Raw genomic sequence first — 16,411 nt, 5'->3', positions numbered from 1 at the left:
CATCATACAGAATCAGAAGCTTTTTGATCACCTTCAGAACAGCAGGCAGCGTTCAATTTTTCCTTCTTACCCCCGGCTGCCACCTTTGTTGTAAATTGCACCCCTTAACGTAGGTATGAAAAAAGATTTAAGAAGACAGCAGGCGCTTGAGTATCACGAGAAAGGAAGACCGGGAAAGATAGAAGTGGTACCCACTAAGGAAGCAAAGACCCAGCGGGACCTATCGCTGGCATATAGCCCGGGTGTAGCTGAGCCCTGCAAAGAAATTGCCGCTAATAAAGAAGATGCATATAGGTATACCGCCAAGGGCAACCTGGTGGGTGTAATAACAAATGGTACGGCTGTACTTGGCCTGGGCGATATTGGCCCTGAAGCCAGCAAACCGGTGATGGAAGGAAAGGGTGTACTATTTAAAATCTTCGCTGATATTGATGTATTTGATATTGAGATCAACGAGAAGGACCCGGAAAAATTTGTTGACATAGTAGCCGCGCTTGAGCCGACTTTTGGTGGCATCAACCTGGAAGATATCAAGGCGCCGGAATGTTTCATCATTGAACAAAAGCTCCGTGAAAGACTGCATATACCAGTTATGCACGATGATCAGCACGGTACTGCTATCATTAGTGCTGCAGCACTAATAAATGCATTGGAGTTACAGCGCAAGAAGATTGAGAAAGTAAGTTTTGTAGTGAATGGTGCGGGTGCTGCCGCAATGGCTTGTGTACGGCTGTATGTTTCGCTGGGGGCAAGGCATGAGAACTTCATCATGTTCGATAAAGATGGCGTGCTGCATCATGGACGTACCGATCTTGATGAAGAGAAGAAGAAGTTCGCCATCAACAAAAGCGACATCACACTAGATAAGGCAATAAAAGATGCGGATGTTTTCCTGGGATTAAGTGTAGGCAACGTGGTAACAGCTGACATGGTGCGTAGCATGGCTCGCAATCCAATTGTTTTTGCAATGGCCAATCCCGACCCGGAGATACCATATGATGTAGCAAAAGCATCTCGTAAGGATGTCATCATGGCTACCGGGCGAAGCGATTGTCCTAACCAGGTGAATAATGTATTGGGCTTCCCTTACATTTTCCGTGGAGCACTTGATGTACGCGCTACGCAAATTAATGAAGCTATGAAACTGGCTGCCGTTCGGGCGCTTGCTGAATTGACGAAATCACCCGTTCCCGATATTGTCAATCTTGCATACAACCAAAAGAACATAAGCTTCGGCCCTGAATACATCATTCCCAAACCGCTTGATCCACGACTGCTGAGCACTGTAGCACCAGCTGTGGCGCGTGCTGCTATCGATAGCGGCGTTGCCTTGCAGCCTATAAAGAATTGGGAAGCTTATACAGTAGAACTGAACAAGCGCCTTGGACTGGATAACCAGTTGCTGCGCGTAATAGGTATCAAAGCAAGGAGCAATCCGAAACGCCTGGTATTTGCTGATGCTGATAACCTTAAGATCCTAAAAGCTGCGCAGATCGTATATGATGAAGGCATAGCCTACCCAATACTTTTAGGTAACAGTAAAAAGATACACGAGATAGCCGGCGCCAACCAGATTGATCTTTCTGACCTGCCAATCATTGACCCTACAGGTGATGAGACGGAAGAAATGCGCAACCAGTTCGGCAACCTCTTTTTTGCGAAGCGCCAGCGAAAAGGCCTGAATTTTTACGAGAGTAAGAAGATCATGCGCGACCGCAACTACTTTGGAGCAATGATGGTAGAGACCGGTGAAGCGGATGCCATGATATCTGGTCTTTCTAAAAATTATCCTGACACTATTCGCCCTGCCTTGCAGGTAATTGGTAAAGAAGATAGCGTAAGGAAGATAGCCGGCATGTACATTATCATTACTAAAAAAGGTCCGCTGTTTCTTGCCGATACAACTGTTAATTTCAATCCTACTGCCGAAGAACTGGCTGAGATAACCCTGCTGGTAGCAAAAGAGGTTCGCACCTTCAACATTACGCCACGTATTGCCATGCTTAGCTATAGCAATTTCGGAAGCAGCTCATCGCCTGAAGCTGCTTTGGTAGCCAAGGCCACTAAGATTGTAAAACAATTAGAACCCACATTGGTAGTAGATGGAGAGATGCAGGCAAGCCTGGCTTTCAATAAAGAGATATTAAAAGATAATTACCCATTTAGCGAACTGGTTGACAAAGATGTTAATACACTTATCTTTCCTAATCTTGCGGCAGGTAATATAGCGTACAACCTGCTGAAAGAAGTAGGAGGTGCCGATGCCATTGGCCCGATTTTATTGGGCCTCAAAAAGCCGGTACATGTTTTACAACTAGGCAGCAGTGTCCGCAGCATTATTAATATGGCGCTTATTGCCGTTTTAGATGCCCAGATGAAAACACCCACCAACACGCACCAGGAAGTAGAAAAAACCAGGTGGTGGAAAAGAAAGAGAAACAAAACATAAAAGCATACATACTTTAAATGAAGTTTTTTACAAAGTTTGGTGAATACCTGCTTATGCTGAAAGGCATGTTTACACGCCCTGAGAACACCAAAGAATATTGGAAAGAGTTTATGCACCAATGCGTGGAAATAGGCATAGGCTCTCTTCCCATTGTTATTATCATTTCAGTTTTCCTTGGTGGTGTTACTACAGTTCAAACAGCTTACCAGCTGGTAAGTCCACTGGTACCAGCCAGCACCATTGCACAAATTGTAAGAGACAGTATGATACTGGAACTTTCGCCAACGGTGGTAAGTATAGTACTTGCCGGTGTAATAGGAAGTAAAGTAGCCAGTGAACTGGGCAATATGCGCATCAGCGAACAGATAGATGCTTTGGAGATCATGGGTATCAATACAAAGGCTTACCTGGTAATGCCTAAGATCATTGCTGCTTTGGTAATGATCCCGTGCCTGATTGTACTTTCTGCTTTCCTGGGTATTTGGGGTGGACGGATGGCAGCTTCACTTACAGGCATTCTTTCTTCCGAAATCTTCGATATTGGCTTAAGACAAAACTTTGAACCTTACAATGTATTTGTGGCTTTAATGAAAGCTTACACTTTTGCTTTTTTGATCAGCAGTGTTTCGGCATACTATGGATACAATGTAAGTGGTGGTGCTTTGGAAATAGGCAGATCAAGTACTACCTCGGTGGTGGTAAGTTGTATCCTCATTCTCATCTGCGATTACGCTTTGGCTGCCTTACTATTGTAGCCTGTTTAAATAGAAAACCATCAGCCGCCAGCCGTTTTAAACAAGTGATTATGCTTAGGCAAAATATAAGTTACTGGCATAAGAATTTATAACTTACAACTCAAATACTCCTGCAGAGGCTTCAATGATAGAAACTAAGAATTTAAAGAAAAGTTTTGCCGAAAAGACTATTCTTCACGATGTAAACCTGGTATTTGAAACAGGCAAATGCAACCTGATCATTGGAGCAAGCGGAAGTGGCAAAACTGTTTTGATGAAATGCCTGGTAGGACTTTTTGCTCCCGACCTTGGCCAAATTCTATACGACGGGCAAAGCCTTACCGAAATCTCCGTTGAAGAACGAAAGCAACTGCGTCAAAAAATTGGAATGCTGTTCCAGGGATCTGCTTTGTTTGACAGTATGACCGTGGAGCAAAATATCAGGTTCCCGCTCGATATGTTTACCAACCTGCGCCACCGCGAAAAGATAAAAAAGGTAAATGAAGTACTTGCAAGGGTAAATATGGAAGGGGCTAACAAAAAGTTTCCTGCTGAAATAAGTGGCGGTATGAAGAAAAGAGTGGGTATTGCTCGTTCTATTGTACTAAATCCTAAATACCTGTTTTGCGACGAACCAAATTCAGGACTTGATCCTCAAACTTCTTTGGTAATTGATAAGCTCATTCAAGACCTTACCCGCGAATACAATATCACAACCGTTATCAACACGCACGACATGAACAGTGTGATGGAGATAGGCGACAAGATCATTTACATGTATTACGGTCACAAGCAATGGGAAGGTTCAAACCAGGAGATCATTTATAGTAAAGATGAAAAGCTGAACGATTTCATTTTTGCATCTGACTTTTTGCAGGATGCCAAGCAGATGCGAATGATTGATGACAAAGACGGTAACAGCCGATAGTTCTTCCTTGCTGAACTCTTCCTTTTTGTAAAAGTTTCCTTCATTATTGATTAGAGCTACCAAGCGAGTAATAGCCTTATTTCCTTCTATGAGTTGTAATTTTTTCTCTTCTATAAGGGTTTTATCGTAAAAGGTTTACCTAACCTACACAAACTTCTTCCATTCCCTTATTTTTGCGGTCCCGATACATATCGGGATTAAACCATATCAATATATACTATGAGTGTATTAGTAAACAAAAACTCTAAAATAATTGTACAGGGTTTTACCGGAACGGAGGGTACTTTCCATGCAACACAAATGATAGAATACGGCACCAATGTAGTAGGTGGCGTTACTCCAGGCAAAGGTGGCAATACACATTTAGACCGTCCTATCTTCAATACTGTGGCTGAAGCTGTAAAGCAAACTGGCGCCGATGTAAGTATCATCTTTGTTCCACCGGCGTTTGCTGCTGATGCTATTATGGAATCATCTGATGCAGGTATAGCCCTTGTGGTATGTATAACAGAAGGAATACCTGTGCAGGATATGGTGAAAGTAAAGAACTACCTGAAAGGCAGGCAAACCCGCCTGATCGGGCCAAACTGTCCTGGTGTTATCACTGCCGACGAAGCAAAAGTTGGTATCATGCCTGGCTTTATCTTCAAACCAGGAAGAATTGGTATTGTTTCAAAATCGGGTACACTTACCTACGAAGCTGCTGACCAAACTGTAAAAGCAGGATTGGGTATAAGCACTGCAATTGGTATTGGTGGTGATCCTATCATTGGTACTACTACCAAAGAAGCAGTTGAACTATTGATGAATGATCCTGAAACTGATGGTATCATCATGATTGGTGAGATAGGTGGTGGTATGGAAGCAGAAGCTGCCAATTGGATAAAAGAAAATGGAACCAAACCTGTAGTTGGCTTTATTGCTGGCCAAACTGCGCCTCCAGGACGCAGAATGGGACACGCAGGTGCTATAATAGGTGGCGCTGACGATACAGCAGCTGCTAAAATGAAGATCATGCGCGAATGCGGAATTCATGTAGTAGATAGCCCGGCTGACATTGGTAAAACAATGGCACAGGCGCTAAACAAATAATCAATAAAAACCCGGCTAAAACGCCGGGTTTTTATTTACAGGTAATCAGCAACAAATTCTGCTTTAGCTAGACCTGTTCCACTCCTTCCTATGGTGTTTCCACAAACGATCCCTGTATCTTTTCTTCAGATAAAAATTAGATTAAAAAATACTCCTTAATAGGTATTTGCAGATGCAGGAAATAATTGGAGATTGCCGCTTCTAACGACATTGTACCAACATATTTAATGCTTTGATGCATGGGGGTTCTAGCTCATAGCCTAACAATGGCTGTGAGCTTTTTTTATTTCCTTTTCTTTACAATATGGATGTTGATTACATAATTGTTGGCCAGGGACTCTGTGGCACATGGCTTAGTTATTATCTGCAAAAAGCCGAAAAGAAAATACTAGTAATTGATGAGGATAAACCATCAACAGCTAGCAAGGTAGCAAGCGGCGTTATCAATCCTGTTACCGGAAGAAGAATAGTACGAACATGGCGAATTGAAGAATTGTTACCTTTTGCAGAAAGTGCTTATAAGGAACTAGGTGATTTCATAGAACATGATATTATTTCAACTACCCGCGTATTAGATTTTCATCCAACGCTGCAAATGCAGGAAGCTTTTGAAAAAAGATCTACGGAGGAACCTGGTTACTTGCATATAAATACAGAAACCGATCACTGGAAAAATATATTTCATTATCCTTATACCATTGGTGAAATCAGCCCCTGCCTGCTGGTAGACCTGAATACCATGCTACGTGAATGGCGTAAAAAGTTGGTTGAGAAAAATCAACTACTGGCAGATAATTTCTCTTTTAAAAAATTAACCACACATGAAGGCTTTGTTTCTTATGATAATATAAAAGCCAAAAAGATCTTCTTTTGTGAGGGTGCAGCAGGATTTAATAATCCATTTTTCTACCAGCTTCCATACTCACATATGAAGGGTGAGGCGCTTATTGTTTCCACTCCCGGTTTACCAACAAATTCTATTTATAAAAATGGATTTTCCATTGTGCCCTGGGAAAAAGAATTGTTTTGGGTAGGTTCAAGTTATGAGTGGAAATTTGAAGATCTCTTACCTACAAAAGAATTTAAAGAACGGTGTCAGTCGTTTTTACAGCGTTTTTTAAAAATACCTTTTTCCATAGTAGATCACATTGCTGCAGACAGGCCTGCTAATATGGAAAGACGGCCATTTGTTGGGCTTCATCCTGCCAATAATTGTATTGGAATTCTTAATGGAATGGGTACAAAAGGATGTTCACTAGCTCCATTTTTTGCCAAACAATTAGCGGATCATGTTATTTCTGGTACTCCCATTTATCCTGATGCAGATGTGAAAAGATTTGAAAAGGTTTTACAAAAGAAATTGGATAAATAATTCGGCTTTTCCTCCCATTTATGAATTCGGGAACAAGAAAATATTGGGCAAATAATAGATGGCAAAATTTTTTCAGATAATTGGGTAGAAGTACCACTCGGAGTTCCTGGAACTTGAATTTACATGGATTGGGGGGTTACAATCCTTAGAGTACGCCAGGAATGATGATCAGCGGTACTTCTAATTAATTCGGCAAAAAAGAACCCGGCTTGTGGCCGGGTTCTTTTATTATCCAGTAATCTCTTTTTTAGAAATCAAATCCAAGAGCAAGATATAAAATAGGCTTTGTGCCAAAGAAGGTATTCATTGGCCATCCTGCATCTACTTTTAAGAAATAGCCCAATAAAGTGCTACGTGCCCCAAAACCATACCCACCTGCAAATGGTCCTACTCCACCCGCTCTTACACGTAAAGAAACAGGATTATTAGGATCGTTGGTGGTATAAGTAACGCCAGGGCGTTGAATGCTGTTGTACTTGCCATTCCATGCGGTTCCAAAGTCTACGAACTGCACCAACTGGAAGTTGCGAAGGAAGGCATTGTTAACCGGCCTGTTGAAGAAGGTTGAGAAAACCGGCAACCTCAATTCACTGTTAATTACAAAGGCGTTGTTACCATTTGCAACATTCTGGTTATACCCGCGCATATTAACTGCCAACGTTTGGAAAGCATAACGCTGATCCTGCGCCGGCCTGTTTGCATCGTTGAACTTAGGACTGATCCAACCATCTGCACCACCCAGGAAGTAGATCATTTTCTGGTTACCCCAGCTAAAGTCTGCTGCGGCCCTTACAGCCCATATAAAGTTGCGATAGATAGGATAGTAATGTCTTGCATCAAAGCCAAAGTTGTAAGTATACTTTCCTTTGAACACCGTATCTCTTACCGGCATATTCACATCCATGAACACCTTGTAGCGCAAGCCATTCCAGATGTTTTGCGTTGGGTTAATGGTGTTATCATGCACATATTCAAGTCGGCCAATAGCATATTGCGTAAGCTGGTCCGGGTAATACAAACCAACCGGGTCAGGAAAACCTGCCAGGTTATTGAACGATTTGATGATCGTTCTATCGCGGCGGTAACCTATATTAGCTCTCAGGCTTTTCACCTCGTTGAAAGGATAGCTTCCCTGGAACTGGTAAAGACTGGTGTTGAGTTGGGTATTGTAAATACCATTGAAACCACCACCGGCTATCTGCGCATAAAAATTACGGTTGCTGGTCTTGTAGTAAAGCAAGCCCCAATCGAAGCGCCTGCGGAAATTCTGGAAACCGATCAGGTAATCATTATCTCTCAGGTTCGTTCCCAGCCTGAAGCCACCATAGAACTTAATGTCTTCCATTACATCTGCTACCTGTGCACGGAATGTAAAATTGATGTTGGATCCATTTCCTAACTGTATGGGACCAGAACCACCGGCATACGGCTGGTAGCGGTTGATGAGAACGTTGTTTGAAACACCGCTAACCACATGCTCCGTGTTAAACTTCAATTTGTAATTGTACAGCCTTGAACGCTGAAGTACATTTTCAGAAGGTAAAGCAGACCCTACACCACCCTGCGGTGCGGTTGGGTTAGTTGTTCTTGGATTATCATCATCGAATTCGGTAGCAAAACCTTCGTTGCGCCTACGAATAGTGTCCTGACGCGGAGCGATGGTGGTCATACCTTCCTGCGCCCTTCGCTCTGCCATCTCCTTCCGCCTGAATTCGGTTGGTCGTGCATTGATATTCCTGTTTCGAAGGGCTAATGAGTCAACCCTTAGTTTATACAAAAACTTATAATCACCCTGTCTTGTCACCTCGCTCACCTGTCCGCGGTCGCCGGCAATACGTGTTTCAAGCAGGCTGCTTTGGTAATTGGTGATTGGGAATGTATAAGTAGAGTCTTTTGTTATCTGGAACATACTGATGCTATCAGGCTCTTGCTTTTGCCATGCTACCAGTGTAGAATCAAGTTCTTTATCAGAAGGATTTCTTAGTATTTCATCACCTATGTAAAACAGCGTATCCAAACCTTCGCGCTGGGTAGTGAAGAAACCTGCCCAACGATTAGCGATACCATTCTCATCCGTTACAAAGGTGAAGTGGTTCACATTGTACTGCATTGGCGAACTTGCATTGCCAAACTTCATATCAGTAAGCTGTGTTACCTGCTTTTTGGTAAAATAATCAAGCATGAAAATGTTGAACTTATTCTTACTTGGCAAAGCAGTATCAGCAGTTGGAGCTTCAGGTGAAGGACGGTTGCTGGAGAATACTATACCTGTCTTGTTAGGAAATGACACAAAAGAAGGATTCAGATCGTCCCAAACATCATTGGTAAGTTGCTCCAGTTTGTTCTGCTCTATCTTATAAACATAGATATCAGTATGTCCATTCTTCACGGCACTTAGCAAAAGCGTGTTCTGGTCAAGCATGAACTGTACATCCAGCACCTGGTCCAGTCCTTCTATCTCCTGTTTGTCTCTCTTATAACGAGCTACAACATCATACACAAACATTTTGATCTTACCATCTTCCCAATAGATAACGGCTACACGAGTGCCTTTACCATCCCAGGCCATCAGCGGATAGTTAGGGTTTATCTCATTTCTAAAAGAACGAACGCCGTATTTCAAAAGCGTCTTGGAAAGCTCAAAGTTTTCGTAGTAGCCAACAGAATAAATTCCCTTTTTAAACTGACCCACTACGTAAGAAACGTTACGCGGGTTAGGGTTAGCCTGGAAACGAAAGAAGTCTTTGCGTGGAGTGATTTCTTCCGTTACTGATACTGTACCTTTTGGAACGTTGCGGCGCTGGCGGATATCCTTGTAATATTTGTCCTCCTGGAAACTCATAAAGTCTGATAAAACTTCTTTGAACTTCTTTTTCGTGATACGCTGCGAAGCACCATTCAGGTTTTTGTAGATACGCGCCAGGTAAAGGAAATAAGGAACGTTTTCCTTTTTGTATACTTCAGCTATGTAATACCAAAAAGCATGTCCAGCCAGCATTGGCTGCTCAAAAGCAAACTGGTAAAAGTTGCGATAGTTACCACTCAATATGGCACTCTTTAGGTCATCATCTTTTTCTGTGTTCCATGGCTCTGCTATATAACTTACATAACCATCAGTGAGCCAAACCGGAAGATCGAGCAAGGCCTGGTTGCTGGCAAATTCACCAATATCATCACCAAAAAGTTGGTTATCGAGCAGTACGCGTGCTATGCCCTGGCGAATCTGCCGGCGAAGATTAGCATGGTTACCATCAAAATAAACAACCATCTTATTATTCACCAATTTGGTAAGTCCGCCTGGGTTCATGATCTCGGTATTCAGACCAATATTGCTGCTTTTATAGTCGTTGTAATTGTTGTAGACAACGATGTTTACCCTACGTTGCAGGCCGTACTCGATGCTGTTTTCGATGTTGGTTAACTCTTCTTCGGCTACTTGTGCTACAAATTTTCCAAGCTCAAGCCCGCCTTGATTGAAGTAAGAATTGAAGTTGGGAGACTGGTAAAATTTCCAATTGAATTTTTTATGTTGAACCCTATTTTTTCCATACTCTACTGCATTTACCTGGGCTAAGATTGTAGTACTAGTAATAGATAAAAGGAGAAAAATCAACAACCTGTTGCTGATACTATTAAATTGCATATCCTTTCTTTAAGAGGTTTTAAAATTAGCATAAAACATTTGTAATAGAGCCGTTAAAGATACGCTAATGCTGACCGTACATTTTTTCACTTTTAGTCCAGTCCAGGAAAACACTTACGTGGTTTTCAATGATAATAAAGAAGCGATCATATTCGATCCGGGATGTTATTTTCCTGAGGAGAGAAAACAGCTTGCTACTTACATAGAACAACACGATTTACGTATTGTTCAACTTATTAATACCCATTGTCACCTCGATCATATTTTCGGAAACAAGTGGGTGGCTGAAAATTATGGCCTGGAACTGTTCATTCACCCCGACGAAGAAGTTGTAATGCAACATGGGCCGCAGTATGGACAGATGTGGGGTTTGCCTTTCGATAATTATGAAGGACAGCTTCATTTTTTACATGAAGGACAAACAGTAACACTTGGTGAAGATGAGTTACGCATCATCCTGGCGCCTGGTCATTCGCCTGGCAGCCTCTGCTTTTATAATGAAAAGCAAAAGTTTTTAATTGGAGGCGATGTACTGTTCCGCGATAGCATAGGGCGAACAGATTTACCCGGTGGTGATCACCAGACATTGCTACAAAGCATCCGCGAAAAGCTATTTGTTTTACCCGATGATGTGGTTGTGTACCCTGGTCATGGACCATCCACAACTATTGGTTACGAAAAACAGCACAACCCTTTTTTGTAGGCTAGCCCATCCTTTTCAACTATAAGACATGTCCTAATAAAAAGTGATTTCACCGACCATCTTGTTTTTACATCTCTAGTAATACCAATACTGGAAAAAGTCAAAGATATTTGAGTGCGGCGTATGCAGTCTATAATGCTGTGTTTGCTATCTTAAAGCATCATTATGAAAAGATCAGTCACCACTTTTATATTCCTCTTTTTTATTTCAACTTTTTTACGTGCACAGTCAGTAGACTCTATGATGCAGGTATATGCCGACCAGTACCCGTATCAAAAAGTGCATGTTCAGTTTGATAAATCTGTTTACCGGGCAGGCGAAACCGTTTGGTTTAAAGCCTACCTGTTCGAAGGATATAGCCGTGCAATTATTGGTCATAATTTTTATGCAGAATGGATAGATGCCGATGGCAATGTAAAAGAGCGTAAAGTTTATCCCATTGTAGATGCTACTGCAGCGGGCTCTTTTGATATTCCTGAAAATGCACCGGCAAGCGTTGCTACTATCCGTGCTTATACCAGCTGGATGCTGAATTTCGATACAGCTTTCCTGTACAAAAAACATTTAACAATCCTGAGCCAAACAGGTGTAGCACCACGCACCACTACTGCCGATACAGCCCGTACTTCTATTCATTTTTTCCCTGAGGGTGGAAACCTGGTGGAAGGTGTTTCATCAGTTGTAGCTTTCAAAGCAAACAATAGCAAAGGCTTGCCTGTAGCTGCCAGCGGAACGATCAGGGACAGCAAAGGGAATACAGTTGTCAGCTTCCGATCGGAGCATCATGGTATGGGTAAGTTCACTTTTACACCAGCAGCAAACGAAACTTATACTGTAAGCTGGACCGATCATAGGGATAATCAACAGCAAGCTGTACTGCCCAAAGCTCTTTCGGAAGGTATAGTGATGACCACTGAATTGATCAAAGACAGGCTGGTGTTTAAGATCACCCGGTCAGATAATGTGAATGATGATCTTAAGACATTGCATGTAATCGCACAACTGGCACAGTCTCCTATTTATAAGTCACGTATAAATCTTGAATCCGGTTTTACAACCAGCGGAGCCATACCAATTGGTAAGTTACCATCGGGCGTTTTACAACTAACACTTTTTTCTGCTAACTGGCAGCCAATTGCTGAAAGAATAGTACTGGTGAACAACAATCATCACTTGTTTGATGCGACTGTATCTACACCAACACTTAACACAGCTAAAAGAGCAAAGAACGTAGTAGAAATAGAAGTACCAGATACGTTGCTCACCAATATGTCTATTGCCATTACCGATGCAGCTATTGGCAATACTCCACATGAAGACAACATAGTATCGCGGTTATTATTAACTGGCGATGTGAAAGGATATATACATGAACCCGGTTATTATTTTTCCACTAATTCAGACACTGTAAAACAACACCTGGACCTGGTAATGCTTACGCATGGATGGAGAAGGTACAAATGGGATGACCTGGTTAAAAACAAAACGCCCAAGCTGAAGTACCAGCCGGACACTGCGCTTACCCTTCAGGCTAAAGTTTTTGGTTTGGGAAATGATACCCGCATTCCTGATACGGAGCAATTAGTAGCCATTGTTGTAGGTAAAGACTCTTCTACGCAGGTGCTCATGCTACCAAAAACTTCAACCAACCAATTTTCCATGCCGCTGGTCTTTTTCGATACGGTAAAAGTGTTTTACCAGTTTCAGCAAAACAGGAAGCTTGAAAAAACGGCCAGCATACTTGTAGAAAACAACTTTTTGAGGAGACCTTTTAAAGCCAATACTGCAAGTCTTCCCTACATAGTGCCCCCACTTGAGGTTACCAATCGTACACGTCAACTGGCTACACAGTTGCTAAGGCATGGCACCGACTTTAACGTAAAAGGAAACATACTTGCACCAGTTATTGTAACCACACGAACTAAGACTCGTATCGAGCAAATGGATGAGCGATATACATTCGGCATGTTTAAAGGAGCAGATGGCCAGGCTTTCGACATGACTGACCCGATGAATGCTTCTGCTTTCAACATCTTCGCTTTCCTACAGGGTCGAGTTGCCGGTATACAGATACAAGATCCATTCAACAATCCTTCGGTTACATGGAGGCGAGAGCCGGTTGCTCTCTTTCTTGACCAGATGCCCGTGGATGCGCAAACGCTTGCCACCATCAATGTTAATGATGTAGCCTATATCAAGACCTTCCGTCCTCCGTTCTTTGGTGCATTCGGCGGCGGCTCGGGTGGTGCAATAGCCGTTTATACAAAACGCGGAAACGACCGACCTATGGAACTTGGCGCAGGTCTTTCAAGAGCAAAAGTTGCGGGCTATTCTGAATTAAAAGAATTCTACTCACCCGATTATAGCAAGCGTAATTCTGAAAAGGATGTAGTAGCAGATTACCGCACTACGCTATACTGGCATCCGTACATCTTTACTGATGGCAGCAACAATACCGTGAGGGTAGAGTTTTTCAACAACGACATTTCTACTTCATTCAGAATAGTACTGGAAGGCGTAAATGAAGTGGGTAAAATGACCCGCGTAGAGAAGATCGTACAACAATAGTTGTTGGTGTATGTTTGGTATGTTTGCCTGCACCAAATACCACTTGCATGTCCACCATACTTATAACCGGCGGTAGCGGCCTCATCGGGTCGGCACTTACACAGATGCTTACCAAAAGAGGGCATACTGTTATCATCCTGTCGCGAAGTGAAAAGCAAAGCACAGACGCCAAAATAAAGTACGCAGTATGGGATGTGGAACAACAGACCATAGATGCCGATGCCATTGCTCAGGCTGACTTTATAGTTCATTTAGCAGGTGCAAGTGTGGCAGGAAAAAGATGGACTGAAGCACGAAAGCAGGAAATACTGACGAGCAGAACCGAAAGCAGCAAACTGATTTTAAAAGCACTGAAAGAGATGCCAAATAAAGTGCAGGCTGTTGTGAGTGCATCCGCCATTGGCTGGTATGGTGATGATAAAAAGCTTCGCAAAGGTGTGAAGGCTTTCACAGAGGATATGCCGGCAGATGATGCTTATTTAGGTGCTACCTGTAGCGCATGGGAAGCCAGCATTCAACCAGTAGAACAGCTGGGAAAGCGATTGGTACTGCTACGGATCGGTATCGTACTTAGCAAAGAAGGTGGCGCTTTGCCAGAGTTCAGTAAGCCGGTAAAAATGGGTATTGCCGGATTTTTAGGAGGTGGCAAACAAGCCATCAGCTGGATCCATATTGATGACCTGTGCAGGATATTCCTTCATGCTATAGAAAAGCCGGAGATGAAAGGTGTTTACAATGCTGTATCGCCTGAACCGGTTACCAATAAAGAACTGACACTCGAAATAGCGAACAGGATGCGCGGCCGCTTCTTTGTCTCTATGCATGTACCTGCTTTTGTTATAAAAGCTATGCTTGGCGGCATGAGTATAGAAGTACTTAAGAGCACAACTGTAAGCTCAGAAAAAGTACTATCTACAGGTTTCCAATTTGTTTATCCTAGTATCGATACTGCCCTCACACACCTACTGGCTTAGCTGCTACAGGTCGTCGGTTGTAAACTTGCGTATGCTAAAGAAATAGTACAAGCATAGGTAAACTGCCGACATAGCAAGAAGCGCAGGAACATTGTACGACGCAAGAAACTGCCTGATAAAACCAATAGGAATTGGTATGAGATTATCTACCGATTCCAATGGTAGATACCTGCCTATATTGTCTGCATACCTGTTAAGTAAACCAGCAATTACATTTTCGAGGAAAGTGGTGTAAAGAAAAAATACGCCGATGGCAATACCTGAACGTTTAAACAAAAGGCTGAAAAGCAAGGCAGCAGAAGTATAGCTTAATACCTGCAGGAAGAAATATCCGATGTAGCTGACACCGGTAAAGGTGAATGGTTTATCGCCTATAAAAAGTCCAAACAATAAGGCTGTTATAAATACTGCAATGGTAGATACCAATGCGACTATAACGGCTGTCAGGATTTTCACCACGATAAACTGCATCCTGCTCCAACCATCGATAATGTTTTGCCTATGCGTTTTAAAACTAAACTCGTTGGTAACTGAAATGATCATAAGCAAGCCCGGCAGAAACATCAGCCAGCTGCTTAACCACGATACCGTATGCCATACTTCGGGAAATTGAAAAGGTTGCCCAAACAGCGCATCGGCCATGTTGTTCTTTTGAGGCCTGCTGCTATTGATTAGATAGCCCATATAGCTTGCGCTATAAATACTTAAAAGGTAAAGTACAGACAGCACCCAGAAAGTGCGGTAGTTCTTCACCTTCATCCATTCTATTTTTAGTAAGTGAAACATGAAAATGTAGGGAATTATGTTTTTAGAAATTGTAATGAGGAATGATGACTTGGGTTATAGACCTGCGGCAGGTATCTACTTTAGTTCGCACTGCGTTGTCCCACTCCTTCATTCGTTAGTTCAAGGAATTTTGTTTCCAGGCTTTTCTTCTTCAATTGAAGATGATTTAGCGTAATGCCTTTTTCAAAACAATACCTGTTGATACCTTCTAAATCGGCAGTGCCTGTAGGATAAAGAACCTGCACGCATTCATCTTGTTTTTTGATAGAGGAATAAGCAGGAAGTTCTGCAACCACGCTTTGTAGTATATCTAAATTATTGGCGCCTAGTTCTACAATATCCTCGTTCACCAACACCTCGTTCACTGCACCTGCTGTTAATAGTTTACCTCGTTTAAGAATAGCAACATGTGTACATACTTTCTCCACTTCATCAAGCAGGTGACTGGCCATAATGATGGTTTTTCCTTCAGCTGCTAACCGCTTTATCAGTTCACGGATCTCTGCAATACCCACAGGATCCAATCCATTTGTAGGCTCATCCAGTACCAGCACATCAGGATTGCCCAGCATGGCAGAAGCTATAGCAAGCCTCTGTTTCATACCAAGCGAGTAAGTGCTGAATTTGCTTTTCTTGCGCTCATGCAGGTTTACTTTTTCCAGCACACGATCTATGTCGTCCTTGCCTTTCCCTTTTATTTCAGCTGCAATTTTCAAATTTCTTTCACCGGAGAGATAGTGGTAAAAGTTGGGCGTTTCCAGCAGCGTACCAATGTTTTTGCGAAGCGCAGCAGAAGCAGGTTGACCAAAAAATTCAAATGTTCCTGAAGTTGCTTTTAGTATATCCATCACTATTCCTAACATGGTGGTCTTACCACTTCCATTAGGACCAAGAATGCCAAATACACTACCTGTAGGAACACGGAAAGACACGTTATCCAGCGCCTGGATACGGCCATAGAATTTAGTTATGTTTTTTATTTCTAAAACAACAGACACAGTTAGTTAGGTTTTGTACAGGTAAAGTAGAAGTTATGAATGGATAAACAAAAACTATTTATACAAAAGCTGTTGTACCCTTACGAGCGCAACTATTAAACAACAGTTTTACGTAATACCGTTTAATAATAGCGGAGTGTTCAAAAACAAAACAACCTCATGAA

11 protein-coding genes are annotated in these 16,411 nt (G+C 42.4%); 8 read left to right on the top strand and 3 right to left on the bottom strand.

What is annotated here, in order from left to right; genetic code table 11:
• Positions 1–115: 115 nt before the first annotated feature.
• The 5 genes from J4N22_RS13605 (at position 116) to J4N22_RS13585 (ending at position 6,575) form a co-directional block, all read left to right on the top strand.
• Positions 116–2,449, top strand: a complete 2,334-nt coding sequence (locus J4N22_RS13605) for an NADP-dependent malic enzyme (protein ID WP_207495440.1) — start codon at positions 116–118, stop codon at positions 2,447–2,449.
• A 17-nt stretch (positions 2,450–2,466) separates the two neighbouring features.
• Entirely contained in the window at positions 2,467–3,204 is a 738-nt protein-coding gene (locus tag J4N22_RS13600; RefSeq protein ID WP_207495438.1) for an MlaE family ABC transporter permease, read from the top strand.
• Between the two features lie 124 nt (positions 3,205–3,328).
• On the top strand, positions 3,329–4,111 hold the full coding sequence (locus J4N22_RS13595; RefSeq protein ID WP_207495436.1) for an ABC transporter ATP-binding protein: 783 nt from the start codon (positions 3,329–3,331) through the stop codon (positions 4,109–4,111).
• A 219-nt stretch (positions 4,112–4,330) separates the two neighbouring features.
• Positions 4,331–5,203: a succinate--CoA ligase subunit alpha gene (sucD, locus tag J4N22_RS13590; protein ID WP_207495433.1), complete on the top strand. Its 873-nt coding sequence runs from the start codon at positions 4,331–4,333 to the stop codon at positions 5,201–5,203.
• A gap of 304 nt (positions 5,204–5,507) precedes the next feature.
• On the top strand, positions 5,508–6,575 hold the full coding sequence (locus tag J4N22_RS13585; RefSeq protein ID WP_207495431.1) for an NAD(P)/FAD-dependent oxidoreductase: 1,068 nt from the start codon (positions 5,508–5,510) through the stop codon (positions 6,573–6,575).
• 247 nt (positions 6,576–6,822) lie between these two features.
• Here the strand turns inward: J4N22_RS13585 and J4N22_RS13580 are convergent, their stop codons facing one another.
• The gene (locus J4N22_RS13580) at positions 6,823–10,218 is read right to left on the bottom strand and encodes a hypothetical protein (protein WP_242692217.1); all 3,396 of its coding nucleotides are present in this window, start codon (positions 10,216–10,218) and stop codon (positions 6,823–6,825) included.
• A 67-nt stretch (positions 10,219–10,285) separates the two neighbouring features.
• Between J4N22_RS13580 and J4N22_RS13575 the strand changes: the two genes are divergently transcribed.
• The 3 genes from J4N22_RS13575 to J4N22_RS13565 all read left to right on the top strand — a co-directional run bounded on the left by J4N22_RS13575 (position 10,286) and on the right by J4N22_RS13565 (position 14,463).
• Positions 10,286–10,921, top strand: coding sequence for an MBL fold metallo-hydrolase (locus J4N22_RS13575; RefSeq protein WP_207495429.1), 636 nt, complete (start codon positions 10,286–10,288; stop codon positions 10,919–10,921).
• Between the two features lie 165 nt (positions 10,922–11,086).
• A complete protein-coding gene (locus J4N22_RS13570; protein WP_207495427.1) occupies positions 11,087–13,489 on the top strand; it encodes an MG2 domain-containing protein in 2,403 nt (800 codons plus the stop codon).
• Positions 13,490–13,536: 47 nt separating this feature from the next.
• Positions 13,537–14,463 carry a TIGR01777 family oxidoreductase gene (locus J4N22_RS13565; protein WP_207495425.1) on the top strand — a complete coding sequence of 309 codons (927 nt, stop codon included), beginning with the start codon at positions 13,537–13,539 and terminating at the stop codon, positions 14,461–14,463.
• A gap of 3 nt (positions 14,464–14,466) precedes the next feature.
• On the opposite strand, the gene J4N22_RS13560 is transcribed toward J4N22_RS13565, so the two are convergent.
• Positions 14,467–15,249: an ABC transporter permease gene (locus J4N22_RS13560; protein ID WP_207495423.1), complete on the bottom strand. Its 783-nt coding sequence runs from the start codon at positions 15,247–15,249 to the stop codon at positions 14,467–14,469.
• 80 nt (positions 15,250–15,329) lie between these two features.
• The gene (locus J4N22_RS13555; RefSeq protein WP_207495421.1) at positions 15,330–16,247 is read right to left on the bottom strand and encodes an ATP-binding cassette domain-containing protein; all 918 of its coding nucleotides are present in this window, start codon (positions 16,245–16,247) and stop codon (positions 15,330–15,332) included.
• Positions 16,248–16,411 lie beyond the last annotated feature (164 nt).

Source organism: Aridibaculum aurantiacum (assembly GCF_017355875.1).
Taxonomy (GTDB): Bacteria; Bacteroidota; Bacteroidia; order Chitinophagales; family Chitinophagaceae; genus Segetibacter; species Segetibacter aurantiacus.
The sequence above is the reverse complement of the archived record's forward strand: the minus strand, read 5'-3'. Positions and strand labels throughout refer to the sequence as shown.

Bases quoted from the DNA above. Each gene is read 5' to 3' on its own strand.
- J4N22_RS13605 (WP_207495440.1), top strand. From the start codon at position 116: ATGAAAAAAGATTTAAGAAGACAGCAGGCGCTTGAGTATCACGAGAAA.
- sucD (WP_207495433.1), top strand. From the start codon at position 4,331: ATGAGTGTATTAGTAAACAAAAACTCTAAAATAATTGTACAGGGTTTT.
- J4N22_RS13560 (WP_207495423.1), bottom strand. From the start codon at position 15,249: ATGTTTCACTTACTAAAAATAGAATGGATGAAGGTGAAGAACTACCGC.
- J4N22_RS13565 (WP_207495425.1), top strand. From the start codon at position 13,537: ATGTCCACCATACTTATAACCGGCGGTAGCGGCCTCATCGGGTCGGCA.
- J4N22_RS13575 (WP_207495429.1), top strand. From the start codon at position 10,286: ATGCTGACCGTACATTTTTTCACTTTTAGTCCAGTCCAGGAAAACACT.
- J4N22_RS13580 (WP_242692217.1), bottom strand. From the start codon at position 10,218: ATGCAATTTAATAGTATCAGCAACAGGTTGTTGATTTTTCTCCTTTTA.
- J4N22_RS13600 (WP_207495438.1), top strand. From the start codon at position 2,467: ATGAAGTTTTTTACAAAGTTTGGTGAATACCTGCTTATGCTGAAAGGC.
- J4N22_RS13570 (WP_207495427.1), top strand. From the start codon at position 11,087: ATGAAAAGATCAGTCACCACTTTTATATTCCTCTTTTTTATTTCAACT.
- J4N22_RS13595 (WP_207495436.1), top strand. From the start codon at position 3,329: ATGATAGAAACTAAGAATTTAAAGAAAAGTTTTGCCGAAAAGACTATT.
- J4N22_RS13585 (WP_207495431.1), top strand. From the start codon at position 5,508: ATGGATGTTGATTACATAATTGTTGGCCAGGGACTCTGTGGCACATGG.